Genomic DNA, 24131 nt, shown 5'->3' on the forward strand with positions numbered 1-24131 from the left:
CCCGCCATGAGCCAGACCGCGCCCGACACCGGACTCGCCGCGGACGACCTCGGGCCGCTGGCCTGGGTCATGGACGAATTGCGCAAGTCGCTGGAGGGCGCCTCGAACGCGCTGCGGCGCTTCGTGCGCGAGGTGGCCCAGGGCGCGGTGCCCGACACCGGCGCGCTGCGCCAGGCCCGCCAGCAGCTGCACCAGGCGGTGGGGGCGCTGGAGATGGTCGGCCTGTCCGCGCCGGCCCAGGTGCTGCGCGCGATGGAGCAGGCGGTGCACCGCTTCACCGAGCGCCCGGCCCTGTGCGACGAGGCCGCCGCTGCGCGCGTGGAGCGCGCCGGCTTCGCGGTGGCCGACTACCTCGAGGGCCTGCTGCACGGCAAGCCGCAGCAGCCGGTGGCGCTGTTCCCGCAATACCGTGACGTCCAGGCGCTGTGGGGCGCGGACCGCATCCACCCGGCCGACCTGTGGCCGTTCGACTGGCAGTGGCTGGAGGCGCCCGACCTCGGCGGCGCGCCGCTGGCCGAGGGCGCCGCGGTGCGCGCGCGCATGGACCAGTCGGTCCTGCGCGTGGTCAAGTCGGCCGACCCGGCCGCGGCCGGCGAGCTTGCCGGCATCTGCGCCGCCCTGGCCGCTGCGCCGGGTGCGCGCGAGGTGCGCGGCTTCTGGGCGGTGGCCACCGGCTTCTTCGAGGCGCTGGCGCAGGGGCTGCTGTCCGGTGATGTCTACGCCAAGCGCGCCGCCTCGCGGGTGCTGCTGCAGTACGCGCAGCTGGCGCGCGGCGAGGCCGGCGTGTCCGAGCGCCTGGCGCAGGACCTGGCCTTCTTCTGCGCCCAGGCCGCGCCGGCCGAGGCGGGCCGGGCGCCCCGGCTGGCCGCGGTGCGCCGGGCCTGGCGCCTGGAGCAGCATGCGCCGGTCGACTACGAGCAGGAGCGCTACGGCCGCTACGACCCCGGGCTGCTGGCCCAGGTGCGCAAGCGCGTGGCCGCCGCACGCGAAGGCTGGTCGGCCCTGGCCGGCGGTGACACCAGCCGCCTGCGCACCACCGGCGAGCTGTTCACCGGCCTGGGCGAGGCCCTCACCCGGCTGCATCCGCCGCTGGCGCCGCTGGCGCAGGCCCTGGGGGCCGTGGCGGGCGAGGCCGTGGTGGTGGCCGAGGCGCCGCCCCCGGCGCAAGCCATGGAGGCGGCCACTGCCATCCTGTTCCTCGAGGCCCTGCTGCAGGAATTCGACCCGTCCGACGAGGCGCTGGCCCAGCGCGCGCAGCAGCTCGCGCAGCGGCTCGACCAGGTGCGCCACGGCGGGGCTCCCGGGCCGCTCGAGCCCTGGATGGAAACGCTGTACCGCCAGGTGAGCGACCGCCAGTCCATGGGTAGCGTGGTCGGCGAACTGCGGGCCACGCTGGGCGAGCTCGAGAAGTCGCTGGACGCCTTTTTCCGCCAGCCGCGGGACCGCACCCCGCTGGGGGGCGTGCCGGGCCACCTGTCGCAGATGCGGGGCGTGCTCTCGGTCCTGGGGCTGGACCATGCGGTCCAGGCCGTGGCCGCGATGCGCGAGGCGGTGCAGGCCATCCTCGCCAGCGCGCCGGACGAGCCGCCGCCGGGCGTCGAGCGCCTGGGCAACAACCTGGGCGCGCTGGGCCTGCTGGTCGACATGCTGGGCTACCAGCCCGCGCTGGCGCGCCAGTTGTTCGTGTTCGATGACGTGGCGGGCGCGCTGCGCCCGCTCATGGGCCGCATCAGTGCGCCGCCGGCCGTGCAGCCCGAGCCGCCGCTGGAGGCGGCCCTGGCCGAGGCCTTGCCGGAGCTGTCCGACCTGCCGGAGCTGCAGGCGCTGGCCCAGCAGGGGGCGCTGCCGGCCACGGTGGCGGAGGCGGCCGGGAGCACCGCCGCCGCGGAGGCTTCCGACGCGGTCGAGGCTTCCGAAGCCGTGGATGCCGTGGATGCGCCGGAGGCGGCCGCAGGCATCCAGGCGCCTGGGGCGGTCGCGGGGATCCAAGCCATCGAGGCGGTCGAGGCCGACGGCGCTGCCGACCTCATGGAGGCCTTCCGCGCCGAGCGGGCGGCCGGTTCCCTGGAGGTCGAGGAGGTGCCGGCCTGGGCTGGGCTGGAGGCGGTGGAGGTCGTGGAAGTCGACCCTGCCGACGAGGAGGCCGAGCTGCTGGCCATCTTCCTCGAGGAGGCCCGCGAGGTCATCGCCGCCGGCCGCGAGGCCCTGGACGTGCTGGTGGCCGAGCCCTCGGACCTCGCCGCGCTCACCACGCTGCGCCGCGCCTTCCACACGCTCAAGGGCAGCTCGCGCATGGTCGGCCTGCAGGCCTTCGGCGAGGGCGCCTGGGCGATGGAGCAGGTCCTCAACGCCTGGCTGGCGGACCAGCAGCCCGCCAGCGACGCCATGCGCGGCTTCGCCGGCCGTGGCCTGGAGGGGCTGGCGCGCTGGGCGGACGACATCGCCGCGGGCCGTGACCCGGGCTGGTCGCCGTCCCTGTTCGAGTCGCCCGCCCAGGCCTGGCGGGACGGTGTGGTGCCCGTGCGCTGGCGCTTTCCCGGCGATGCCGAGGCGGCCGCGCTGGTGGAGTCCGTGGAACCCATGGAGGCTGTCGAGGCTGTCGAAGCTGTCGAAGCTGTCGAAGCTGTCGAAGCTGTCGAAGCTGTCGAAGCTGTCGAAGCTGTCGAAGCTGTCGAAGCTGTCGAAGCTGTCGAAGCTGTCGAGGTCGCGGAGGTCGCGGAGCCGGTGGAGGTTCCCGAGCCGGTGGACTCGATGGATCCGGCCAAGGGGGGCGAGGTCGCCGAGGCCTTCGACGTCCGGGAGTCCCCGGCGCCGGCCGGCGCCGCCGAAGCGGAGGCGGCCGCCGCGGCCTTCGAACCCGGCGCGCCCGCCGAGCCCGCATCCGCGTCCCCGGCCCTGATCAATGTCTACCTCGGCGAGGCCGACGAGGGCTCCCTGCGCCTGCAGGCGTCGCTGGCCGAGTGGGCGCGTGACCCGCAGCAGCCGGTGCCCGCGACCCTGGCTGCCCTGGCCCATTCGCTGGCCGGCAGCTCCTCGACGGTCGGCTTCGTCGCGCTGTCCGCGCTGGCCCGCCGCCTGGAGTCCTCGTTCGACGCGGCGCGCGCCCTGTCCTGCGCCGCGGCCCCGCATGCCCAGGCCTGGACCGACGCGGCCGAGGAAATCCGCCGGCTGCTGCACCAGTTCGCGGCCGGCTTCCTGCCCGCGGCGCGGCCCGAGGTGGCCGCGGCCCTGGACGCGCTGGACACCCTGGCCGCGCCTCCCGCGCGCGCCCAGCCCGCCCGCGCCGACAGCGATCCCGACACCGCGCGAGGCCGGACCGCGCCCGACCGCGACCTGTTCCCCTTCTTCGAGGAGGAGGCCCTGGAGCTGCTCCCCGCCCTGGGCAGCGTCCTGCGCCAGTGGCACGGCCAGCCCGAGCGGCGTGGCCCGCGCGACGAGGCCCTGCGCCTGCTGCATACGCTCAAGGGCGGCGCCCGCCTGGCCGGCGCGCTGGCGCTGGGCGAACAGGCGCATGCGCTGGAGTCGCGCATCGAGGCGCTCGAGGAGGACGCCACAGCCGACGACGTCCAGCCCCTGCTGCAGGCCTTCGACGAGCTCCAGGCGGCGTTCGACGCCCTGCGCCTGGCACCGGCCGATGTCCGGACCGATGTCCCGGCCGAGCCCGCCGGCGAGCCGTCCCGCGCGGCGGCCGCGACCGAGCCCGAGCCCGAGGCGCCGCCGGAGGCCGCCGGCGAGGCCGAGCCGGCCCCCGCACCCATCGCGGCGCCGCTGGCCACCACGCCGCCGGCGCGCGCCCCCGGCCACGCGGTACGCGTCAACTCGCAGCTGCTGGACCGCCTGATGAACCAGGCCGGCGAGGTCATGATCTCCCGTTCGCGGCTGGAGTCCGAGGTGCGCCACCTGCGCGGCGCGCTGCAGGAGCTCACGGGCAACCTCGACCGCCTGCGCGGCCAGCTGCGCGACGTGGAGCTGCAGGCCGAGCTGCAGATGCAGTCGCGCCTGGCCCACGCCCGCGACACCGCCGGCTTCGACCCGCTGGAGTTCGACCGATTCACCCGCGTCCAGGAGCTCACGCGCATGATGGCCGAGTCCGTCGACGACGTGGCCACGGTGCAGCGCACCCTGCAGCGCACCGTCGAGGCGGCCGAGGACGGCCTGGCCGCCCAGGCGCGCCAGACCCGCGAGCTGCAGCGCGACCTGCTGCGCACGCGGATGGTGGAGTTCGAGTCCATCGCCGACCGCCTGCACCGCGTGGTGCGCCTGGCCGCGGCGGATGCCGGCAAGCAGGTGGCCCTGGAGCTGGTGGGCGGCACCATCGAGATGGACCGCGGCATCCTCGACCGGATGACGCCGGCCTTCGAGCACCTGCTGCGCAACGCCGTGGCCCACGGCATCGAGGCGCCGGCGCAGCGCGCGCAGGCGGGCAAGCCGGCGGTGGGCCGCATCCGCATCGCGCTGGCGCAGGAGGGCAACGATGTCTCGGTCGATTTCGAGGACGACGGCGCCGGCCTCCAGGTCGAGCGCATCCGCGAGAAGGCCGTGGCCCTGGGCCTGTGGCCGGCCGACGCGCCCCTGGGCGAGGAGGAGTCCGCCAGCCTGATCTTCACGCCCGGCTTTTCCACCGCCGGCGCGCTGACCGAGCTGGCCGGCCGCGGCATCGGCATGGACGTGGTGCGCGCCGAGGTGCAGGCCCTGGGCGGGCGCATCGAGACCGCCTCGCGCGGCGGCGAGGGCACGCGCTTCCGGCTGGTGCTGCCCCTGACCACGGCGGTCACGCAGGTCGTCATGGTGCGCTGCGGCGCGCTGTCCTTCGGCGTGCCGGCGCACCTGGTGGAGATCATCCACCGCGCCACGCCCGACGAGGTGGCGCAGGCCGCGCGCGAGGGCCGACTGCTGCAGGGGGGTGAGCCCCTGCCGTTCCACTGGGGCGGGGCGCTGCTGCGCGCCTCGAAGGGCAGCACCGAGACTCCGGGTCGCTCGATCCCGGTCCTGGTCCTGCGCAGCGCGGCCCAGCGGGTGGCGGTGCGGGTCGACGAAGTGCTGGGGCACCAGGAAGTGGTGGTCAAGCACCTCGGCCCGCAGCTCGCCCGGCTGCCGGGGCTGGCGGGCATGACGGTGCTGGCCTCCGGCGCGGTGGTCCTGATCTACAACCCCGTCGCGCTGGCCTCGGTGTACGGGGCCGCGGCGCAGGCCTGGGGCCAGGGCGGCGGCGAGGCGGTCGCGGGCACGCCCCTGGCGGCGCCGGCCCAGGCCCCGCTGGTGCTGGTGGTCGACGACTCCATCACCGTGCGCCGCGTCACCCAGCGCCTGCTGCAGCGCGAGGGCTTCCGCGTGGCGCTGGCGGCCGACGGCCTGCAGGCGCTGGAGCGCCTGGCGCAGGAGGCGCCGGCGGTGGTGCTGTCGGACATCGAGATGCCGCGCATGGACGGCTTCGACCTGGTGCGCAACCTGCGGGGCGACCCGCGCTGGGCCGGCCTGCCGGTGGTCATGATCACCTCGCGCATCGCCCAGAAGCACCGCGACCATGCGGCCGAACTGGGCGTCAACCACTACCTCGGCAAGCCCTACGCGGAGGACGAGCTCCTCGGGCTGGTGCGGCGTTATGCCGCGCGCGGCGCCGAGCCCGGCGGCGCCAGGGTCACCACAGCCACCACAGCCACCGCAGCCTCAGCGGGCCCAGCGGACGCCACGGACGCCGCGGACGCGGCCGGCGAGGCGGTGGCTACGCCGCGGCCTTCTTGACCACGGCGTAGCGGGCCAGCGTGCGCTCGCGCGCCTCGTCGTGCGCCACCACCGGCAGCGGGTAGTCGCGTCCCAGCGCCACGCCCGCGGCCTCCAGCTCCAGCGGCGACGCCGCCCAGGGTTCGTGCAGCGCCTGCGGCGCCAGGCCCGCCAGCTGCGGCAGGTAGCGCAGGATGAACCTGCCCTCCGGGTCGAACTTCCGGCTCTGGCTCACCGGGTTGAAGATGCGGAAATAGGGCTGCGCGTCGCAGCCCGAGGAACTGGCCCATTGCCAGCCGCCGTTGTTGGCGGCCAGGTCGAAGTCGTTGAGCTTCTCGGCGAAGTAGCGCTCGCCCCAGCGCCAGTCCAGCCCCAGGTCCTTGGTGAGGAAGCTGGCCACCACCATGCGCAGGCGGTTGTGCATGTAGCCGGTCTGGTTCAGCTGGTGCATGGCGGCGTCCACCAGCGGGTAGCCGGTGCGGCCCTCGCACCAGGCCGCGAACAGCGCCTGGGCCGGCTTGCCGTGCTCCCAGCGGATCTTGTCGTACTCCGGCCGGAAGCTGTGGCTGCCGCCCTGTTCGTCCACCACGTGCGGGAAGTTGGCCAGCACCTGGAAGTAGAAGTCGCGCCACACCAGCTCGGACAGCCAGGTCTGCGCGCCGGCGCTGCCGGCCCGGGCCCGGGCGTGGGCCTCGCGCGCCAGCTCGCGGATCGACACCGTGCCGAATCGCAGGTGCACGCTCAGGTAGCTCGGGCCCTTGACTGCGGGGAAGTCGCGCGCCTCCTGGTAATGGTCGATGCGGTGCAGGAACTCCTCGAACAGCCGACGCCCGCCGGCGGCGCCCACGGGCAGGGGCAGCTGCGCGAGGTTGGTCGGCTCGAAGCCGATGTCGGCCAGGGCGGGCACCGGCAGGCGCAGCGCCTCGGGCCGGTCCGCCAGCGCGCCGGCATGGCGCTCGACGGGGTAGGACTTCAGGTAGAAATCGTCCACCTTGGCCAGCCAGGCCTTCTTGTACGGGGTGAACACCGCGTAGGGCTTGCCGACCTGGGTCATCACCTCGTGGCGCTGGAAGATGACATGGTCCTTGGTGGTGTGCAGGGCCACGCCGATGTCGGCCAGCGCGCCGCGCACGCGCGCATCGCGCGCCAGGGCGGGGGGCTCGTCGTCGTGGGCGGCGAAGACCGCCTGCACCCCCAGCTCGCGGGCCAGGCGCGGGATCTCGGCGGCCGCCACGCCGTGGCGCACGATCAGGCCGGCGGCCTCGCGGCCGGCCAGGGCGCGCAGGGCCTCGTCCAGCTGCACCAGCGACTCGCGGATGAACTCCACGCGCCGGTCGGCCCGGGGCAGGGGGTCGAGGATGGCGGTGTCGAAGACGAAGGCGCAGTGCACCTTGCGGCAGGCGCGCAGGGCGCGGTACAGGGCGGCGTTGTCGTGCGCGCGCAGGTCGCGGCGCAGCCAGACCAGGCCGGCGGGGTAGTGCTTGTCGTGGGGTTTGTCGTGCATGCCCTGGAACCGAACGGGGTGCGTAAAATCGCGATCATGCCCGCCGACGCCTCCCCCATGAACCTCACGCATCATTTCCTGATCGCGATGCCGGGGCTGGAGGACGAGACCTTCGCCCGCAGCGTGGTCTACCTGTGCGAGCACAGCCCGCGCGGCGCGCTGGGCATCATGATCAACAAGCCCAGCGACATCAGCCTCAAGCACCTGTTCGACAAGGTCGACCTGCCGCTGTCGCGGCCCGACCTCGTCGCCGCCCCGGTGTTCCAGGGCGGCCCGGTCGCCACCGAGCGCGGCTTCGTGCTGCATGAGGCCGTCTTTGCCGGCGAGGACAAGCCCGAGGACACGGTCTACGCCTCCACCATGACCATCCCCGGCGGCCTGGAGATGACCACCTCGAAGGACGTGCTCGAGGCCCTGTCCACCGGCGCCGGCCCGCGCAAGGTGCTGGTCTCCCTGGGCTACGCGCAGTGGGGCGAGGGCCAGCTGGAGTCCGAGCTGGCCGAGAACAGCTGGCTCACCGTCGGCGCCGACCAGGCCATCATCTTCGACACCCCCATCGACCAGCGCTACGACAAGGCGCTGGGCCTGCTGGGGCTGCAGGCCTGGATGCTGTCGTCGGAGGCGGGGCACGCATGAGCGCAGCGCCGGGCCGCCCCAAGACAGCGAACACCCCCTCGGGGGGCAGCGACGGACACGAAGTGCCGAGCATGGGGGCCGGGGCATGAGCCATCCGGCCACGCAACCCGACGTCCCCGCCCACTTCCAGACCTTCCTCGCCTTCGATTACGGGCTCAAGCGCACCGGGGTGGCCTCGGGCAACCGCATGCTGCGCACCGCCACGCCCCAGCGCACCATCCGCGCCGAGGGCGCCGAGGCGCGGCTGGCGGAGGTCGAGGCCCGGGTGCGCGAGTGGCAGCCCGACGCCCTGGTCGTGGGCGTGCCCTTCCACCCCGATGGCGCCAGCCACGAAAATACCGCCCGGGCCCGGAAATTCGCGCGCCAGCTGCGCTCGAAGTTCCCGAAGCTGCCGGTCTACGAGGTGGACGAGCGATACAGCACCACCGAGGCCCTGGCCAGCGGCGCGGCGGATGCCGACGCCGGCGCGGCCTGCGTGATTCTTGAACAGTTCTTGAGGAGTATGGGATGACCGTTGCACCCGCAGGTGCGCTGATGCTCGACGCCGAGGCGCTGTACCGCGAGCTGCTGCGCGGCGTGCGCTCGCTGCTGCGTCCCGAGTCGAAGCTGGTGGGCGTGACCTCCGGCGGTGCCTGGCTGGCCGAGCGCCTGCAGGCCGACCTGGGCCTGGCGGGCAAGCCCGGCATCATTTCCTCGGCCATGCACCGCGACGACTTCGCCCGCCGCGGCATGGCCGGCGGCGGCCAGCAGACCCAGCTGGCCTTCGACGTCAACGACGCCCACATCGTCCTGCTCGACGACGTGCTCTACACCGGCCGCACCCTGCGCGCCGTGCTCAACGAACTGTTCGACTACGGCCGCCCCGCCAGCGTGCAGCTGGCCGTCCTGGTGGACCGCGGCGGTCGCGAGCTGCCGGTGCAGGCCGATTTCGCGGCGGCGCGCGTGTCGCTGCCGGCTTCCCAATCGCTGGCCCTGGCGCGTGATGCCCAGGGCGGCTTCCGCTTCCAGGTGGAAGGTTCCTGAACGATGCTGTCCAAGCGAAACCCCCAACTGAACAAACACGGTGAACTGATTCACCTGCTCTCCACCGAGGGCCTGCCGCGCGACATCATCACGCACATCCTGGACACCGCCGCCTCCTTCGTGAGCGTGAACGACCGCGAGGTCAAGAAGGTGCCGCTGCTGCGGGGCAAGAGCGTATTCAACCTGTTCTTCGAGAACAGCACGCGCACCCGCACCACCTTCGAGATCGCGGCCACGCGCCTGTCGGCCGACGTGATCAACCTGGACATCGCGCGCTCCTCCGCCGCCAAGGGCGAGTCGCTGCTGGACACCATCGCCAACCTCTCGGCCATGGCCGCCGACATGTTCGTGGTGCGCCACAGCGAGTCGGGCGCGCCCTACCTGATCGCCCAGCATGTCGCGCCCCACGTGCACGTGATCAACGCCGGTGACGGCCGCCATGCGCACCCCACGCAGGGCCTGCTGGACATGTACACCATCCGGCACTTCAAGAAGGACTTCTCCAACCTCACGGTGGCCATCGTCGGCGACGTGCTGCACTCGCGCGTGGCCCGCTCGGACATCCACGCGCTGACCACCCTGGGCTGCGCCGAGGTCCGCGTGGTCGGCCCCAAGACCCTGGTGCCCAGTGACATGAGCCACATGGGTGTGCGCGTGTGCCACACCCTCGAGGAAGGCATCAAGGGCTGCGACGTGGTCATCATGCTGCGCCTGCAGAACGAGCGCATGTCCGGCGCGCTGCTGCCGTCCTCGCAGGAGTTCTTCAAGAGCTTCGGCCTGACGCCCGAGAAGCTGCAGCTGGCCAAGCCCGACGCCATCGTCATGCACCCCGGCCCGATCAACCGCGGCGTGGAGATCGACTCCGCGGTGGTGGATGGCAAGCAGAGCGTGATCCTGCCGCAGGTGACCTTCGGCATCGCCGTGCGCAGCGCGGTCATGAGCATCGTCGCGGGCAACGAGGCATAACGAGATGAAGATCCTGATCAAGAACGGCCGGGTGATCGACCCGGCCTCCAATTTCGACGAGATCTGCGACGTCGCCGTGGCTGCTGGCCGCATCGTCGGCATCAACCGCACGCCCGAGGGCTTCGCCGCCAGCAAGGAGATCGATGCCCGCGGCTGCCTGGTGATCCCCGGCCTGGTGGACCTGGCCGCGCGCCTGCGCGAGCCCGGCTACGAGCACGAGGGCATGCTGGAAAGCGAGATGGCCGCGGCCGTCGCCGGCGGCGTGACCAGCCTGGTCTGCCCGCCCGACACCGACCCGGTGCTCGACGAGCCCGGCCTGGTCGAGATGCTCAAGATGCGCGCCGAGAAGCTGCACCAGGCCCGCGTCTTCCCCCTGGGTGCGCTGACCCGCGGCCTCAAGGGCGAGGTGCTCACCGAGATGGCCGAACTCACCGAGGCCGGCTGCGTGGGCTTCTCGCAGGCCGAGGTCGCCCTGGGCAACACCCAGGTGATGCAGCGCGCGCTCCAGTACGCCGCCACCTTCGGCTACACCGTCTGGCTGCGCCCGCAGGAGATCCACCTGGGCAAGGGCGTCGCCGCCAGCGGCCCGCTGGCCACGCGCCTGGGCCTGGCGGGCGTGCCGGTGGCCGCCGAGACCATCGCCCTGTTCACCATCTTCGAGCTGATGAAGTCCACCGGCGCGCGGGTGCACCTGTGCCGCCTCTCCAGCGCCGCCGGCATCGAGCTGGTGCGCCAGGCCAAGGCCCAGGGCCTGCCGGTCACCTGCGACGTGAGCATCAACTCGCTGCACCTGACCGACGCCGACATCGGCTACTTCGACAGCCGCCTGCGCCTGAACCCGCCGGTGCGCCAGCAGCGTGACCGCGACGCCCTGCGCGAGGCGCTGGCCGACGGCACCGTCGACGCCCTGGTCTCCGACCACACCCCGGTCGACGAGGACGCCAAGACCCTGCCGTTCGCCGAGGCCGAGCCCGGCGCCACCGGCCTGGAGCTGCTCCTGAGCCTGGCCCTCAAGTGGGGCCAGGAAACCGGCGCCGGCCTGCCGCGCGCGCTCGGCGTGGTCACCAGCGAGCCGGCCCGGGTGCTGGGCGGTGCGCTGGGCACGCTGCAGGCCAGCTGCGGGCAGCTGGTCGAGGGCGGCGTCGCCGACCTCTGCATCGTCGACCCGCAGGCGCACTGGCAGGTCACGCCCGCCAGCCTGCGCAGCCAGGGCAAGCACACGCCCTTCTCCGGCTACGAGCTGCCGGGCCGGGTGCGCTGCACCCTGGTGGGCGGCCAGCTCGCCCACGACGCGCGCCAGGCCGCGTGAAAGCCGCCGTCGCCGGCTGGCGGCTGGCGCGTGCGCTGGCGCATGCGCTGGCCGGCCTGGCCACCATCACCTTCCGCTTTCCGCGGCTCGACGCCGCGCAGCGCCAGGCCGAGGTGCAGCGCTGGGCGCGCGGCATGCTCGCGGTGCTGGGCATCGGCCTCGAGGTCCACGGCCGGCCCGTCGCCAGCGGCCCGGCGCTGCTGGTGTCCAACCACATCTCCTGGCTCGACATCCTGGTGCTGCATGCCGGCCGCTACTGCCGCTTCGTCTCCAAGGCCGACGTCCACCACTGGCCCCTGATCGGCCGGCTGGCCACCGGCGCCGGCACGCTCTACATCGAGCGCGCCTCGCGCCGCGACGCGATGCGCGTGGTGCACCACATGGCGAAGGCCCTGGAGGCCGGCGACGTGCTGGCCGTCTTCCCCGAGGGCACGACCAGCGACGGCCGCGAGCTGCTGCCGTTCCATGCCAACCTGCTGCAGGCTGCGCTCCATGCCGACGCGCCGGTGCAGCCGGTGGCCCTGCGCTTCATCGACGCGGCCACGCGCGAGCCGTCCTTCAGTCCGTGCTACATCGGCGACGACACCCTGGTGGGCTCGCTGTGGCGCACGCTCACCGGGCCGCGCATCCTCGCGGTGGTGCGCTTCGGCGAGCCGCAGGCCGGCGCCGGCCGTGACCGCCGCGCCTGGGCGGCGGACCTGCGCGGCGCGGTGGACGATTTGCGCCGGGCCGGCTGAGCCTCCGCCTGACCGCCTGACCGCCTGACCGCCTGACCGCCTGACCGCCTGACCGGCAGGTCGCCAGGTCGCCAGGTCGTATCGTCCCGAGCTCGCCGCCGGCCTCGCTTACGCCCTGTTGCACGAAGGCCGGGGCAGCGGCCCCCGCGCCGCGCCCGGGGTTGCTACAAGTCGGCATGCGCCCCACGGTCCGCGTGCCCATTGCCATCCTCTCCTACCACCAGACGGCGCCGCCGCCCCCGGCCGGCACGCCCTGGGACAGCCTGGTGCTCGCCCCCGCGCGCTTCGAGCGCCAGCTGCGGGCGCTGCAGGCCCTGGGCTGGCGCGGCCTCTCGCTGCGGGACCTCGGGCCCTACCTGCGCGGCGAGCGCCAGGGCAAGGTGGTGGGGATCACGCTGGACGATGGCTACCTGAGCAACTTCACCCACGCCCTGCCGGTGCTGTGCGACCTGGGTTTCACCGCCACCGCCTTCGTGGTGAGCTCGCAGGTGGGCGGCAGCAACCGGTGGGACACCGCCCTGGGCGTGCCGCCCGCGGCCCTGATGGACCTGCCGCACCTGCGCGCCTGGGTGCGCGCCGGCATGGAGGTGGGCGGGCACACCTGCCGCCACGTTGACCTTACCGTCTGCGAGCCGGCGGTCGCGCGCGACGAGATCACCCGCTGCCGGCATGACCTGGAGCAGGCCGTCGGCGCCGACGTGCGCAGCTTCAGCTACCCCTACGGCCGCTGCACCCGCCAGCACGCGGCCTGGGTCGCGGCGGCGGGCTACGAGTGGGCCACCACCACCGTCAGCCGCCGGGTGGGCCCGGGCGTCGACCCGCTGCGCCTGCCGCGCATCACCGTGTGGGCCTCGACGCCGCTGCCGCTGCTGCTCGCGCGCGTGACCACCGGCCTGGAGGACGGCCGCCGCGCCGCGGCGCATGCCCTCAGGTGCGCGATGCTGCCGCAATGGCACGTGCCCGTCGCATGACCGGGCGGGCCAGCGCGCGCAGGGGCTGCAGCGCGCCGCTGCCCCGCCACCAGGCGCGGGCGGCGCGGCGCGCGCCCTGGGCCAGGCTGGCCAGCGAGGGCCGCGCCACCCAGCCGGTGGCCAGCGGCAGGGCGGTGTCGGCGAAGCTGGCCTTGTAGGCGTCATCGCCCTGGCCCAGGTCCAGCATCGCGCAGCCCCCGGCCGCGGCGGCGCGCGCCACCTCCAGCAGCAGCAGGGCGCCGGGCGAGTGCGCCGCATGCGCCGCCTCGTACACCGGGAACCACCAGTGCCAGGCCTGGGGCGAGCGCAGGCCCAGGTGGGCGGCCACCAGCTGGTCGCCGGCGTACAGGGCGCTCAGGCGGCCGGCGAAGTCTTCCTCCTGCGCCTGCCAGGCGGCCTGGGCGAGCGCGCGGGCCCAGGGCCAGGCGAAGAAGTCGGGCACGCCGGTGCGCCGGCACTGGCGCGACTTCAGGCGCAGCACCGTGTCGAACACGCGCCGGTCCGTCGTGTGCGCCTCGAAGCGCAGGGGGCCGACCTCGCGCGCCAGCTTGCGCGCCTTGCGTTCGAGCTGTGCCAGGCGGCTGGCGCCGGCCTCGCGCCGGCGCTGGCGCCAGGCGGCGTAGCCCTGCGCCAGGTCCAGCGCCGGCGAGGCGGTGCGGCCGGCGCCGGGCGGCGCCTGTGCGGCGGGCAGGTGGTCGAAGGCCCACCAGGCCAGGCCCGCCGCGCGCAGCAGGGCCGGCCAGTCGCAACGCAGGCCGGGGGCGCACACCAGGCCGTGGTGGTCCGACAGCGAGCCGCCGGCGGGCGCGCCGCGGCCGCGGTCGTTCTGGTGTGGCCACAGGGCGGTGATGCGCCCGCCCTCGTGCAGCACGCCGATGCGCAGGTCGGGGCGCGCCGCGGCCACGGCCCGCGCGAAGCCGGGCGTGAAGCAGGGGCTGGCCAGGGCGGGGTTGGCGGCGCGCAGCGCGCGCCAGGCCGCCAGCGTGGGCGCGTCGAGCTCGTCGGCGGTGAGGAGGTCCAGGGGCATGGCGCGGATGCGGCGCATCATGCGCCGGACCCGGCGGTCGCGGCGGGCGCGGTGAGCGCAGGTAACAGGCGCCTGCGGACGTTCCGGCGCCGGGCGGCGGTCGGAGCGCGCGGGCTGAGGCGCGGGCTGAGGCGAGGGCGAGGGCGTGAGGTCGCGCGGCGCGCCGGCCGGTTCAGGCCGCGCGGATCGTCGCCACCGGCACCACGGCCACCCCGGCCGTGGCGGGCGCCGCCGCGCCCGCCGACGCGCAGGTGTCGGTGCAGGGCATCTGGCACAGGTCGCGGCCGTGGCGGTCGCAGGCGCGGTTGAAGGTCACCACATGGTCCACCTGCGGGCGGATGCCGATCCACTCGCCGAGCTTGTGGTCGTGGTGGCTGGGCACATGCGCCAGCACGCTCTGGCCGCTGGCCAGGCGCAGGGTGTAGAGAAATTCCGAGCCGCGGAACGACTTGCGCACGATCTGCGCCTTCACCGGCGCGTCGTCGTCGTGGAGGATGTCGTCGGCGCGCAGCAGCACGTCGCACTCGCCGCCGGCGAAGGCGCAGGGCAGGGGGCACTCGGCCACGTCGGCCAGCGGGCCCAGCGGCGTGTCCACCACCACCTTGCCGCCTTCCTCGCGGATCGTTGCCGGCGTGAACACGCCGTGGCCGATGAAGTCGGCCACGAAGCGGGTCGCGGGGCGGTGGTACAGCGAGTACGCGTCGTCCCACTGGTGCAGCTTGCCCTCGTGCATCACGCCGATGGCGTCGCCGATGGCGAAGGCCTCGAGCTGGTCGTGCGTGACGAACAGCGCCGTCGCGCCGGCCGCCTTGAGGATGCCGCGGATCTCGTGGGCCAGGCGCTCGCGCAGGTCCACGTCGAGGTTGGAGAAGGGCTCGTCGAGCAGCAGCAGCTCCGGCTTGGGCGCCAGGGCGCGGGCCAGGGCGATGCGCTGCTGCTGCCCGCCGGAGAGTTCGTGCGGCATGCGCCGCTCGGTGCCGGGCAGGCCCACCAGGGCCAGCACCTCGGCCACCCGCTGCGCGCGCTCGGCCCGCGGCAGGTGCTCGATGCCGAAGGCCACGTTGCGGCCCACGTCCAGGTGCGGGAAGAGGGCGTAGTCCTGGAACACCATGCCGATGCGCCGGGCCTCGGCCGGCACGTGCAGCTGCTTGCTGCCCACCACCTGCCCGGAGATGCGGATCTCGCCCGCGCTCGCGCGCTCCAGGCCGGCGATGGCCCGCAGCAGCGTCGTCTTGCCGCAGCCCGAGGGGCCGATCAGCACGCCGATGTCGCCGCGCGGCAGGCCGAACGAGACCTGGTCCACCGAGGGACGGGTCGCGCCCGAATACCGGACGCCCAGCGCGGACAGCTCCAAATGCATGAGCACCATTCTAGATGCATACAATTCTCATTTGCATCGTTCCCGGTCCAGGCTGCGCCTGGGTCCCTCCCATGCGCCTGCCCCGATTCCAGGACGTCCTGCTGTTGCTGCTCGCCGCCGTGCTCCTCGTGCCGGTCGGCGGGGTGCTGGTCGCCTGGGCGCAGTGGGACGCCGCCAGCGCCGGCATCCTGCGGGAGATGGCGGCCACCGTCCTGCCCCGGTACGCCCTGTCGAGCCTGGCGCTGTGCGCCGCGGTCGCCGCCGGCGTGGCGGTGGTCGGTACGGCCTGCGCCGCGGCCGTCACGCTATTCGACTTCCGCGGGCGCCGCAGCTTCGAGTGGGCGCTGCTGCTGCCGCTGGCCATGCCGGCCTATGTCACCGCCTACGCGTACACCGACTTCCTCCAGTTCAGCGGTCCGCTGCAGTCGGGCCTGCGCGCCGCCTTCGGCCTGGAAGGGCGTGTCTTCCCCGAGGTGCGCAACCTGCCCGGCGCGGTGTGGGTGCTGGTGTTCTCGCTCTACCCGTATGTCTACTTGCTGGCGCGCACCGCCCTGGGCGAGCGCGCCGCGCACCTGATGGAGGCGGCCCGCCTGCTCGGCGCGCCGCTGCGCCGGCGCATCGCCCAGGTCGCCCTGCCGCTGGCCCGGCCGGCGGTGGCCGCCGGCGTGGCGCTGGCGCTGATGGAGACGCTGGCCGACTTCGGCGTGACCAGCTACTTCGGCATCCAGACCTTCACCACCGGCATCTACAAGGCCTGGCTGGCCATGGACAACCGCGTCGCCGCCGCGCAGCTGGCCACGACGCTGCTGGCGGTGGTGGGCATGGTGCTGTGGATCGAGCACCGCGCGCAGCGCCGCCTGCGCTTCTCCGCCACGCGCGGCGGGCGCGCCGGCTCGGGCGAGGCGCAGCCGGTGCGGCTGTCCGGCGGCAAGGCGGTGGCGGCCTGGGCGGTGTGCAGCCTGCCGGTGCTGGCGGGCTTCGTGCTGCCGGTGGCCTTCATGCTGCGGCCGCTGGCGGCCGACTGGTCGGTGCTGCCCTGGGACCGCTTCCTCCAGTGGGCCTGGAACAGCGTGCGCCTGGGCACGGTCAGCGCGGCGCTCGCGGTGGGCCTGGCGCTGCTGCTCGCGTTCACGCTGCGCCGGCGCGGCGACCTCGTCACCCGCGCCGTCGTGCAGCTCGCCGGCCTGGGCTATGCGGTGCCGGGCGCGGTCATCGTCGTCGGGCTGCTGCTGCCGGTGGGCTGGCTGCAGCAGGTCGCGCCCTCGGCGCCCACGGTGTACTGGGTCACCGGCACCGTCCTGGGCGTGGTGTGGGCCTACCTGGTGCGCTTCATGTCGGTGGCGCTGCAGTCCATGCAAAGCGGCTACGCCCGCATTCCCCCCACGCTCGACGACTCGGCCCGCATGCTCGGCGCGGCCGGCTTCGGCCTGCTCACGCGGGTGCACTGGCCGCTGCTGCGGCGGTCGGCCGTGGCGGCCTCGCTGCTGGTGTTCGTCGACGTGATGAAGGAGCTGCCCGCCACCATGGTGCTGCGCCCCTTCAACACCGACACGCTGGCGGTGGTGGCCTACCAGCTCGCGCGTGACGAGCGACTGGGCGAGGCGGCCCTGCCTTCGCTGGCACTGGTGCTGGTGGGGCTGATCCCTGTGGTGCTTCTGAGCCGCACGCTGCGCGAGAAGCAGCGCTGACGGCGAAGGGCCCGGTCCCCTCGATCGCCGCACGGGCATTCCGTGCGCCGCGCCGGCGCGGTGCGGGTCAGGCCTCGTCGGCAGCGGCCTCGGGCCGGCCCTCGCGCTTGCGGTAGACGATCTCCCCGGTGGGCACGTGCACCACGCGGATCTCCTGCCCCGACTCGGCCCGGAAGTTCTTTGCCGCGAGCGCCACGGCCAGGCCCCGGTTTCCCACCAGGAGCTGGCGTCCCCCGACCTGGGGCAGGAGCCTGCCGGACAAGGGGCGGTTGCTTTCGATGCGGTATTCAGCCGACGACATGGGGGTACCTCTCTGACCTGTCTCTCTCGTTTTGCAAGTCCCGGGCCAGCGCCATCGTGTGGCGCGAGGCAGGTGTCCGGGGGATGGAGAGAGGTTAGTCCGCTCGGGTTCGAAGTCTGTAGGACAACGGCCCAACGGTCCGGAGGCCGCGGGCGGGCCCGCATGAAGCTTCGATGACAGCGCGCCCACGGTCCGCGCGCGCCGCGGTCGAAGGGGTCAGGCCGCGCCCTTGATCTGCGCGAACTTCGCCTCGAGTTCGCGGCGCATCGCGCGGCGCGCTTCGGCCGCGGCGTGGCGGCGCTTCTGGTCCTCGGACTGCGGCACCAGCGCCGGCACCGGCGTGGGGCGGCCGTCGTCGTTCACCGCGATCATGGTGAAGAAGCAGCTGTTCACGTGGCGCACCACCTGGGTGCGGATGTCCTCGGCGATCACCTTCACGCCGACCTCCATCGACGAGGTGCCGGTGTGGTTGATCGAGGCCAGGAAGGTGACCAGCTCGCCGACCTGGATCGGCTGGCGGAACATCACCTGGTCGACGCTCAGGGTCACCACGTAGCGGCCGGCATAGCGGCTGGCGCACGCGTAGGCCACCTGGTCGAGGAGCTTGAGGATCGTGCCGCCATGCACCTTGCCGGAGAAATTGGCGGTGTCCGGCGTCATGAGGACGGTCATCGAGAGCTGGTGCGAGGGCAGGTCCATGGCCCGATCGTACCTGCTCGTTTTCCCTAGTGCGGCATTGCCGTGCCGGAGGGATCGCGGTTCGTTTGATGGCTAAGATCCCGGCCTGCCCTGCGGCCGCCGCGCGCCGCCGCTTTCCACAGGAGACCCTCATGCAAAAACGCCACTTCCTCCATGCCGTTGCCGCTGCCTCGCTGGCGGTGGCCTGCGGCCACGCCGCCGCGCAGTCGGCCGGCACCTTCAAGATCGGCCTGATCCTGCCGATGTCGGGCCCCTTCGCCTCGACGGGCAAGCAGATCGACGCCGCGGTGAAGCTGTACCTGGCGCAGAACGGCGACAAGGTCGCGGGCAAGAAGGTGGAGGTGATCCTCAAGGACGACACCGGCACGCCGGACGTGACCAAGCGGCTGGCGCAGGAGCTGATCGTGAGCGACAAGGTGCAGGTCATCGCGGGCTTCGGCCTGACGCCCCTGGCCTTCACCACGGCGCCGCTGGCCACGCAGTCGAAGACGCCGATGGTGGTGATGGCGGCGGCGACCTCCAGCATCACCGAGGCCAGCCCGTGGATCGTGCGTTCTAGCTTCACCGCGGCGCAGGTGGTGACCTCGCTGGCCGAGTGGGCGACCAAGAACAACATCAAGCGGGTGGTGAGCCTGGTGACCGACTACGGCCCGGGGGTGGACTCGGAGAAGTTCTTCACCGAGCGCTTCAAGCTCAATGGCGGGGAGGTGGTGGAGGCGCTGCGGGTGCCGCTGCGCAACCCGGACTTCGCGCCGTTCCTGCAGAAGGTGCGAGATGCCAAGCCGGACGCGCTGTTCGCGTTCGTGCCCTCGGGGGCAGGCTCGGCGCTGATGAAGCAGTTCACCGAGCGCGGGCTGGACAAGGCGGGCATCCGGCTGATCGCCGAGGGCTCGGTGACGGACGACGACATCCTCAACTCGATGGGTGACGTGGCGCTGGGGGTGGTCAGCTCGCACCACTACTCGGCGGCGCACAACTCGCCGATGAACAAGAAGTTCGTGGAGGCGTTCCAGAAGGCCAACAACGGGCTGCGCCCGAACTTCATGGCGGTGGGCGGCTATGACGGCATGCGGGTGATCCTGGAGGCGGCCAAGAAGACCAATGGCGCCGGTGGCGAGGCGCTGCTCAACGCGATGAAGGGCCAGGTGTTCGAGAGCCCGCGCGGTCCGGTGTTCATCGACGCGCAGACGCGCGACATCGTGCAGAACGTGTACATCCGCCGGGTCGAGAAGAAGGACGGGCAGCTGTGGAACGTGGAGATCCAGACGCTGACCGACGTCAAGGACCCGGGCAAGTCGAAGTAAGCCGTCGATGACCCTGTCCCGAGACCTCGTCCTCGTTCCCGGCCTCATGTGCGATGAGGCGGTGTGGGAGCCGCTGTACCCGCACCTGCCGGCGGGCGTGGCCTGCCAGGTGGTGGACCACGGCGACGCCGACCACCTGACGGTGATGGCGCAGCGCCTGCTGGAGGCTGCGCCGGCGCGCTTCGCGCTGGCGGGGCACTCGATGGGCGCGCGCGTGGCGCTGGAGGTGATGCGGCTGGCGCCGCAGCGGGTGGAGCGGCTGGCGCTGCTGGATACCGGCTACGCGCCGCTGGCCGCGGGCGCGGCGGGCGAGGCGGAGAAGGCCAAGCGCCAGGCGCTGCTGGAGAAGGCGCGGGCGCAGGGCATGCGCGCGATGGCCGCCGAGTGGGCTCAGGGGATGGTGCACCCGGACCGGCTGCAGGACGAGGCCTTGATGGAGGCGATCCTGGGCATGTGCGAGCGCAAGACGGCGGACCAGTTCGCGGCGCAGATCCGGGCGCTGCTGGCGCGGCCGGACGGCTCGGCGGTGCTGCAGTCGCTGCAGGCGCTGGGGGTGCCCACGCTGATCGCGTGCGGGCGCCAGGATGCCTGGGCGCCGGTGGCGCAGCACGAGGCGATGCACCGGCTGGCGCCGGGCGCGGTGCTGGCGTTCGTGGAGGACGCCGGCCACATGGCGCCGATGGAGCGGCCCGCCGAGACGGCCGCCGTGATCAACCGCTGGCTGGCGCAGCCGGCCTGATGCCATGACCGAACTTGAACGCCTGCAGGCCGAGAGCGCCTGCCGACACATCGTCCTGGCCGCCGCGCGCGCGGTGGACGACCAGGACTACCCGGCCCTCGCGGCCCTGTTCGCCCCCGAGGGCGAGCTGGTGCGCCCCGGCGGCCAGCCGCTGGTGGGACCCGCCGCGATCCTGGCCTCCTACGCCGCCAAGGACCCCGAGCGCCTGACCCAGCACATCGTGTGCAACCACGTGGTCACGGCCGACTCGGACACCGCCGCGCGTTCGCGCTGCACGGTGATCCTGTGGTCCTCGCGCCGCAGCGAGGAACTCACGCCCAAGGGCCGCAAGGCCGACCCGCTGCAGCAGGCCGGCGAGATCGAGGACGAATTCGTGAAGACCGCCGAGGGCTGGAAGATCCGCCGCCGCCGCGCCTGGTTCACGATGTACGCGCCGGGCGCCTGAGGCGCCTGCTGCGCGCCGGCGGGCCTCAGTCCGCCGTGATGTTGTTCCTGCGAATCAGCTCGCCGTAGCGCGCCAGCTGCGCGCGCGTGGCCGTGCCCAGTTCCTCGGGCGAGGTGCCGCGCGGCGTGAGGCCCTGGGCCGCCAGCTTGCTGCGCACCTCGGGGTCGGCCAGCGCCTTCCTCACCGAGGCGGCCAGCGTGTCGACGATGGCCTTGGGCGTGCCCGCCGGCGCCATCAGCGTGAACCAGGAGTTGAACTCGAAGCCCGGCAGGCCGGACTCGGCCACCGTGGGCACGTCGGGGAACTGCGGCAGGCGGCGCGGCGTGCTCACGGCCACCAGCCGCAGCTTGCCGGCGGCGACCAGCGAGGTCACCGTGGCGATGCCCTGGAAGCCGGCCTGCACCTCCTTGGCCGCGGTGCCGGTTGCGGCCTGGGTCGCGCCCTTGTACGGCACGTGCTGCATCTGCAGCCCGCCGGCCTGCGCGGCGAACAGCGCCATCGCGATGTGCTGCGGGCTGCCGTTGCCACCGGAGCCGTAGTTCACCTGCCCCGGCGCGCGCTTCGCGGCGGCGATCAGGTCCGCGGCGCTGCGCACCGGCGAGTCGGCCGGCACCACCAGGCCCCATTCCACCGTGGCCACCAGCGAGACCGGCTCGAAGTCCTTGAGGATGTCCCAGGGCATGCGGGCCTGCATGTTCGGCACCATGGTCATGATGCTGTCGTTGAAGCCGCCCAGGGTGTAGCCGTCGGGCGCGGCCTTGGCGACGTTGCCGGCGCCGATCAGGCCAGCCGCGCCGGGCTGGTTCTCGATGACGAAGGACTGGCCCAGGTCCTGCCCCATCTTCTGCGTGACGATGCGCGCGGCGTTGTCCACCGCGCTGCCCGCGGCCAGCGGGATGATGATCTTCACCGGCTTGCTCGGCCAGGGCGCGGTCTGCGCCTGCGCGGGCGCGACGAGCAGCAGGGGGAAGGTGGCGGCGGCCGCGAGGGCCAGCCGCCGCAGGGGGCTCAGGGGTTGCATGGAAGGTCTCCTTCGTGGTTTTTCTTGGATGCGGCTGGGAAGTCGCGGACGGATCCGCTCACGGCGCCTCAGGCCTGCGCCAGCGACGGCGCGCCGACCTCGGCGGCCAGCGCGTCGAGCTGCGCGCGCAGCGCCGCGGGCAGGGCGATGCCCAGTTGCTCGTTCTCCAGGCGCCTGGCGTGGCTCTGCTCGCCGGGCAGCCAGATGCGGTCCACGCCCGGCATGCGCTCGCTGGCGCGCATCTCGCGAATCACCTGGTCGACGCGGGCCTTGAAGGCCGCCACGTCGCCGAAGGCCGCCGGGTCGATGACGGCGATCGCCTGGCCGGTGTTGGTGGTGGTCTGGTAGTCCTTGTTGAAGTCGATCACCTGGCGGCCCATCGCGGCGCCATTGAGCGTGCCCGCCAGCAGGCCGACCACCAGCGCCAGCCCGTAGCCCTTGTAGCCGCCGATAGGCATGAGGAAGCCCTCTTCCGAGCGGGTGGGGTCGGTCAGGGGCTGGCCCTGGCGGTCGATCATCCAGCCCACCGGCATCTGCTCACCGCGCTGGGCCTTGGCCTTGACCTTGCCGTAGGCGGCCACGGTGGTGGCCATGTCCAGCACGATCGGCGCCTCCTCGCCGGCGGGCACGGCCACCGCGATCGGGTTGGTCGACAGCAGCATGTCCAGGCCGCCCCAGGGCGGCAGGTGGTTGGCGTTGCCCACCGCGAAGTACAGGGCCACCATGTCGTGCTCCAGGGCCATGCGCGCGTAGAGCGAGGCCGGGCCGGCATGGTTGGAGTGGTGCGAGCCGACCCAGGCGATGCCGCAGTGGCGGGCCTTCTCGATGGCCAGGCGCGCGGCCTTCTCCATCACCAGGTGGCCGAAGCCGTTGTCGCCATCGAGCAGGGCCATCGCGACGCGCTCCTGCGTCACGCGGATGTCCGGCGTGAGGTTGTAGCCGCCGGCGCGGATGCGCCTGACATAGGGCGCGAGGCGGATGGCGCCATGGCCGTCCGAGCCCTGGGCCTCGGCCTGCGCCATCAGGCGGCCGACGGTGGCGGCGTCCGCGGCAGGCAGGCCCTGGGTTTCCAGCACCCGGGCGATGAAGCGCGCGAGCTGCGCGACGGGGATGCGGCCTTCAGCCATGGGGAGCGATCCTTTGCTTGAGCGAGAGCGCGGCGCAGTCCGGGCTGGTGAGCACCGGGCAGGCCACGTCGGCCTGCGACGCCTCGCGCGCCGCGGCCATGGAGAACTGGGCCAGCATGACGACGTCGCAGCCCGCGAGCTGCGCGGCGCCGGCGGCGACCTTGCGGTGGTGGTCCTGGGGGCGGCCGGCGGCGAGGTCCTGCATGGCCTCGGGGACAAAAACGGTGCGCAGGTCCAGCGCGACGCCGCGGGCGCGGGCCATCGCCTCCAGCTCCGCGGACATCGAGGGCAGGGAGGCCTGGAAGGTGGCCACCAGGCCGGCCTTCAGCGGCCGGCCCGCGGGCGCCAGGCCCAGGGCCTGCTCGAACATCGCCTCGTTGGGCTTGAGCGTGGGCAGGCCGGTGGCCGCGCCCGCCGCCTCGATGGCGGGGCCGAAGGCCGAACAGGTGAACAGCACGCCGCTGCAGCCGGTGCCGGCGGCGTAGCGGGCCAGGGTGAGGAAGCGCTCGACCATCGCCGGGGTGAGGGCGCCGTCGCGTGCGAGGTCCACCGACAGGCTGTCGTCGAGGAGGTTCATGCGCACGGCCTGCGGCCAGTGGCGCTCGAACGCCGCCTGGATCGGCTCCACGGCCAGCGCGGTGGCGTGGATCAGGGCGACGCGGGGGGAGGGAAAGGTCATGGCGCAGCATCGTAGCTGCGCCGCAGGCCCCGGGCGTCGCACCCGGGACTGGGGAAATCCCGGCAGGCCGTTGCAGCCTGCCGGGGGCGCGGGGCTTATTGCTCCGCGAAGGCGCGTTCGATGACGAAGTCGCCGGGGCGCGTGGTGTTGCCCTCGCCGAAGTCGCGGGCCTCGAGCAGGGCCTTCAGGTCCTTCAGCATGGCGGGGCTGCCGCAGATCATCACGCGGTCGGTGGCCGGGTCGAGCTTGGGCACGCCCAGGTCCTCGAACAGCTTGCCGCTCTGGATCAGGTCGGTGATGCGGCCCATGTTCTTGTAGGGCTCACGCGTGACCGTGGGGTAGTAACGCAGCTGCTTGGCCACCATCTCGCCCAGGAACTCGTGCTGGGGCAGGTGGTCGGTGATCAGGTCGTGGTAGGCCAGCTCGTCGACCTCGCGCACGCCGTGGACCAGGATGACTTCCTCGAACTTCTCGTAGGTTTCCGGGTCGCGGATGATGCTCATGAAGGGCGCCAGGCCGGTGCCGGTGGACATCATGTACAGGCGCTTGCCGGGCAGCAGGTAGTCGATCAGCAGCGTGCCGGTGGGCTTGCGGCCGACGATCACGGTGTCGCCCACCTTGATGTGCTGCAGGCGGGAGGTCAGCGGGCCGTCGGGCACCTTGATGGAGAGGAACTCCAGGTGGTCCTCGTAGTTGGCGCTGACGATGCTGTAGGCGCGCAGCAGCGGCTTGTCGTTCACGCGCAGGCCGATCATGGTGAAGTGGCCGTTGCTGAAACGCAGGGAGGCGTCGCGGGTGGTCGTGAAGGTGAACAGGCGGTCGGTCCAGTGGTGGACGGACAGCACGCGTTCCTCGTTGAAAGCGCTCATGGTCG

The 24131-nt window shown here is 73.2% G+C and carries 21 protein-coding genes; 12 read left to right on the forward strand and 9 right to left on the reverse strand.

What is annotated here, in order from left to right; all coding sequences use genetic code 11:
• Positions 1-6 precede the first annotated feature (6 nt).
• On the forward strand, positions 7-5742 hold the full coding sequence (locus tag ACFQZY_RS13855; RefSeq protein ID WP_377416732.1) for an Hpt domain-containing protein: 5736 nt from the start codon (positions 7-9) through the stop codon (positions 5740-5742).
• On the opposite strand, the gene ACFQZY_RS13860 is transcribed toward ACFQZY_RS13855, so the two are convergent.
• A complete protein-coding gene (locus ACFQZY_RS13860) occupies positions 5723-7225 on the reverse strand; it encodes a cryptochrome/photolyase family protein (RefSeq protein ID WP_377416734.1) in 1503 nt (500 codons plus the stop codon). The two genes, ACFQZY_RS13855 and ACFQZY_RS13860, sit on opposite strands and share 20 nt — an antisense overlap.
• A gap of 36 nt (positions 7226-7261) precedes the next feature.
• Between ACFQZY_RS13860 and ACFQZY_RS13865 the strand changes: the two genes are divergently transcribed.
• From ACFQZY_RS13865 to ACFQZY_RS13895, 7 genes are all read left to right on the forward strand, one after another.
• Positions 7262-7861, forward strand: a complete 600-nt coding sequence (locus ACFQZY_RS13865) for a YqgE/AlgH family protein (protein ID WP_377416736.1) — start codon at positions 7262-7264, stop codon at positions 7859-7861.
• Positions 7862-7946: 85 nt separating this feature from the next.
• On the forward strand, positions 7947-8372 hold the full coding sequence (gene ruvX, locus ACFQZY_RS13870; protein ID WP_377416738.1) for a Holliday junction resolvase RuvX: 426 nt from the start codon (positions 7947-7949) through the stop codon (positions 8370-8372).
• A complete protein-coding gene (pyrR, locus tag ACFQZY_RS13875) occupies positions 8369-8884 on the forward strand; it encodes a bifunctional pyr operon transcriptional regulator/uracil phosphoribosyltransferase PyrR (RefSeq protein WP_377416740.1) in 516 nt (171 codons plus the stop codon). Before ruvX ends, pyrR begins: the two co-directional genes overlap by 4 nt.
• A 3-nt stretch (positions 8885-8887) precedes the next feature.
• Positions 8888-9850 carry an aspartate carbamoyltransferase catalytic subunit gene (locus ACFQZY_RS13880; protein WP_377416742.1) on the forward strand — a complete coding sequence of 321 codons (963 nt, stop codon included), beginning with the start codon at positions 8888-8890 and terminating at the stop codon, positions 9848-9850.
• 4 nt (positions 9851-9854) lie between these two features.
• On the forward strand, positions 9855-11159 hold the full coding sequence (locus tag ACFQZY_RS13885; protein WP_377416744.1) for a dihydroorotase: 1305 nt from the start codon (positions 9855-9857) through the stop codon (positions 11157-11159).
• A complete protein-coding gene (locus ACFQZY_RS13890) occupies positions 11156-11896 on the forward strand; it encodes a lysophospholipid acyltransferase family protein (RefSeq protein WP_377416746.1) in 741 nt (246 codons plus the stop codon). Before ACFQZY_RS13885 ends, ACFQZY_RS13890 begins: the two co-directional genes overlap by 4 nt.
• A gap of 176 nt (positions 11897-12072) precedes the next feature.
• Positions 12073-12867 carry a polysaccharide deacetylase family protein gene (locus ACFQZY_RS13895; RefSeq protein WP_377416748.1) on the forward strand — a complete coding sequence of 265 codons (795 nt, stop codon included), beginning with the start codon at positions 12073-12075 and terminating at the stop codon, positions 12865-12867.
• On the opposite strand, the gene ACFQZY_RS13900 is transcribed toward ACFQZY_RS13895, so the two are convergent.
• Together ACFQZY_RS13900 and ACFQZY_RS13905 are read right to left on the reverse strand one after the other, a co-directional pair.
• Complete coding sequence (locus tag ACFQZY_RS13900; RefSeq protein ID WP_377416750.1) at positions 12824-13894, reverse strand: GNAT family N-acetyltransferase; 1071 nt, start codon at positions 13892-13894, stop codon at positions 12824-12826. The two genes, ACFQZY_RS13895 and ACFQZY_RS13900, sit on opposite strands and share 44 nt — an antisense overlap.
• A gap of 172 nt (positions 13895-14066) precedes the next feature.
• Positions 14067-15254, reverse strand: coding sequence for an ABC transporter ATP-binding protein (locus ACFQZY_RS13905; RefSeq protein WP_377416752.1), 1188 nt, complete (start codon positions 15252-15254; stop codon positions 14067-14069).
• Positions 15255-15325: 71 nt separating this feature from the next.
• Between ACFQZY_RS13905 and ACFQZY_RS13910 the strand changes: the two genes are divergently transcribed.
• Positions 15326-16942, forward strand: coding sequence for an ABC transporter permease (locus ACFQZY_RS13910; RefSeq protein WP_377416754.1), 1617 nt, complete (start codon positions 15326-15328; stop codon positions 16940-16942).
• A gap of 67 nt (positions 16943-17009) precedes the next feature.
• On the opposite strand, the gene ACFQZY_RS13915 is transcribed toward ACFQZY_RS13910, so the two are convergent.
• Positions 17010-17243: a hypothetical protein gene (locus ACFQZY_RS13915; protein ID WP_377416756.1), complete on the reverse strand. Its 234-nt coding sequence runs from the start codon at positions 17241-17243 to the stop codon at positions 17010-17012.
• 216 nt (positions 17244-17459) lie between these two features.
• Entirely contained in the window at positions 17460-17942 is a 483-nt protein-coding gene (locus tag ACFQZY_RS13920) for an acyl-CoA thioesterase (RefSeq protein WP_377416758.1), read from the reverse strand.
• A 131-nt stretch (positions 17943-18073) separates the two neighbouring features.
• Between ACFQZY_RS13920 and ACFQZY_RS13925 the strand changes: the two genes are divergently transcribed.
• From ACFQZY_RS13925 to ACFQZY_RS13935, 3 genes are read left to right on the forward strand one after another with little or no spacing between them, the layout of a single operon-like run.
• Entirely contained in the window at positions 18074-19246 is a 1173-nt protein-coding gene (locus ACFQZY_RS13925; RefSeq protein ID WP_377416760.1) for an ABC transporter substrate-binding protein, read from the forward strand.
• A 13-nt stretch (positions 19247-19259) separates the two neighbouring features.
• On the forward strand, positions 19260-19985 hold the full coding sequence (locus ACFQZY_RS13930; RefSeq protein ID WP_377416786.1) for an alpha/beta fold hydrolase: 726 nt from the start codon (positions 19260-19262) through the stop codon (positions 19983-19985).
• Positions 19986-19989: 4 nt separating this feature from the next.
• Entirely contained in the window at positions 19990-20430 is a 441-nt protein-coding gene (locus ACFQZY_RS13935) for a nuclear transport factor 2 family protein (RefSeq protein WP_377416762.1), read from the forward strand.
• A gap of 25 nt (positions 20431-20455) precedes the next feature.
• On the opposite strand, the gene ACFQZY_RS13940 is transcribed toward ACFQZY_RS13935, so the two are convergent.
• The 4 genes from ACFQZY_RS13940 to ACFQZY_RS13955 all read right to left on the reverse strand — a co-directional run bounded on the left by ACFQZY_RS13940 (position 20456) and on the right by ACFQZY_RS13955 (position 24126).
• The gene (locus tag ACFQZY_RS13940; protein WP_377416764.1) at positions 20456-21451 is read right to left on the reverse strand and encodes a Bug family tripartite tricarboxylate transporter substrate binding protein; all 996 of its coding nucleotides are present in this window, start codon (positions 21449-21451) and stop codon (positions 20456-20458) included.
• 68 nt (positions 21452-21519) lie between these two features.
• Positions 21520-22578, reverse strand: coding sequence for an Ldh family oxidoreductase (locus ACFQZY_RS13945; protein WP_377416766.1), 1059 nt, complete (start codon positions 22576-22578; stop codon positions 21520-21522).
• Positions 22571-23257: an aspartate/glutamate racemase family protein gene (locus tag ACFQZY_RS13950; protein ID WP_377416768.1), complete on the reverse strand. Its 687-nt coding sequence runs from the start codon at positions 23255-23257 to the stop codon at positions 22571-22573. Before ACFQZY_RS13950 ends, ACFQZY_RS13945 begins: the two co-directional genes overlap by 8 nt.
• A gap of 95 nt (positions 23258-23352) precedes the next feature.
• Positions 23353-24126 carry a ferredoxin--NADP reductase gene (locus tag ACFQZY_RS13955; protein WP_377416770.1) on the reverse strand — a complete coding sequence of 258 codons (774 nt, stop codon included), beginning with the start codon at positions 24124-24126 and terminating at the stop codon, positions 23353-23355.
• Between the last annotated feature and the right edge of the window lie 5 nt (positions 24127-24131).

It is taken from the genome of Ramlibacter sp. GCM10027632 (genome assembly GCF_042675325.1).
Classification (GTDB): Bacteria; Pseudomonadota; Gammaproteobacteria; order Burkholderiales; family Burkholderiaceae_C; genus Ramlibacter.

Excerpts from the sequence above, each read along its gene's own strand:
- ACFQZY_RS13855 (WP_377416732.1), top strand. The coding sequence starts at position 7 with ATGAGCCAGACCGCGCCCGACACCGGACTCGCCGCGGACGACCTCGGG.
- ACFQZY_RS13860 (WP_377416734.1), bottom strand. The coding sequence starts at position 7,225 with ATGCACGACAAACCCCACGACAAGCACTACCCCGCCGGCCTGGTCTGG.
- ACFQZY_RS13865 (WP_377416736.1), top strand. The coding sequence starts at position 7,262 with ATGCCCGCCGACGCCTCCCCCATGAACCTCACGCATCATTTCCTGATC.
- ruvX (WP_377416738.1), top strand. The coding sequence starts at position 7,947 with ATGAGCCATCCGGCCACGCAACCCGACGTCCCCGCCCACTTCCAGACC.
- pyrR (WP_377416740.1), top strand. The coding sequence starts at position 8,369 with ATGACCGTTGCACCCGCAGGTGCGCTGATGCTCGACGCCGAGGCGCTG.
- ACFQZY_RS13880 (WP_377416742.1), top strand. The coding sequence starts at position 8,888 with ATGCTGTCCAAGCGAAACCCCCAACTGAACAAACACGGTGAACTGATT.
- ACFQZY_RS13885 (WP_377416744.1), top strand. The coding sequence starts at position 9,855 with ATGAAGATCCTGATCAAGAACGGCCGGGTGATCGACCCGGCCTCCAAT.
- ACFQZY_RS13895 (WP_377416748.1), top strand. The coding sequence starts at position 12,073 with ATGCGCCCCACGGTCCGCGTGCCCATTGCCATCCTCTCCTACCACCAG.
- ACFQZY_RS13900 (WP_377416750.1), bottom strand. The coding sequence starts at position 13,894 with ATGCCCCTGGACCTCCTCACCGCCGACGAGCTCGACGCGCCCACGCTG.
- ACFQZY_RS13905 (WP_377416752.1), bottom strand. The coding sequence starts at position 15,254 with ATGCATTTGGAGCTGTCCGCGCTGGGCGTCCGGTATTCGGGCGCGACC.
- ACFQZY_RS13910 (WP_377416754.1), top strand. The coding sequence starts at position 15,326 with ATGCGCCTGCCCCGATTCCAGGACGTCCTGCTGTTGCTGCTCGCCGCC.
- ACFQZY_RS13915 (WP_377416756.1), bottom strand. The coding sequence starts at position 17,243 with ATGTCGTCGGCTGAATACCGCATCGAAAGCAACCGCCCCTTGTCCGGC.
- ACFQZY_RS13920 (WP_377416758.1), bottom strand. The coding sequence starts at position 17,942 with ATGGACCTGCCCTCGCACCAGCTCTCGATGACCGTCCTCATGACGCCG.
- ACFQZY_RS13925 (WP_377416760.1), top strand. The coding sequence starts at position 18,074 with ATGCAAAAACGCCACTTCCTCCATGCCGTTGCCGCTGCCTCGCTGGCG.
- ACFQZY_RS13935 (WP_377416762.1), top strand. The coding sequence starts at position 19,990 with ATGACCGAACTTGAACGCCTGCAGGCCGAGAGCGCCTGCCGACACATC.
- ACFQZY_RS13940 (WP_377416764.1), bottom strand. The coding sequence starts at position 21,451 with ATGCAACCCCTGAGCCCCCTGCGGCGGCTGGCCCTCGCGGCCGCCGCC.
- ACFQZY_RS13945 (WP_377416766.1), bottom strand. The coding sequence starts at position 22,578 with ATGGCTGAAGGCCGCATCCCCGTCGCGCAGCTCGCGCGCTTCATCGCC.
- ACFQZY_RS13950 (WP_377416768.1), bottom strand. The coding sequence starts at position 23,257 with ATGACCTTTCCCTCCCCCCGCGTCGCCCTGATCCACGCCACCGCGCTG.
- ACFQZY_RS13955 (WP_377416770.1), bottom strand. The coding sequence starts at position 24,126 with ATGAGCGCTTTCAACGAGGAACGCGTGCTGTCCGTCCACCACTGGACC.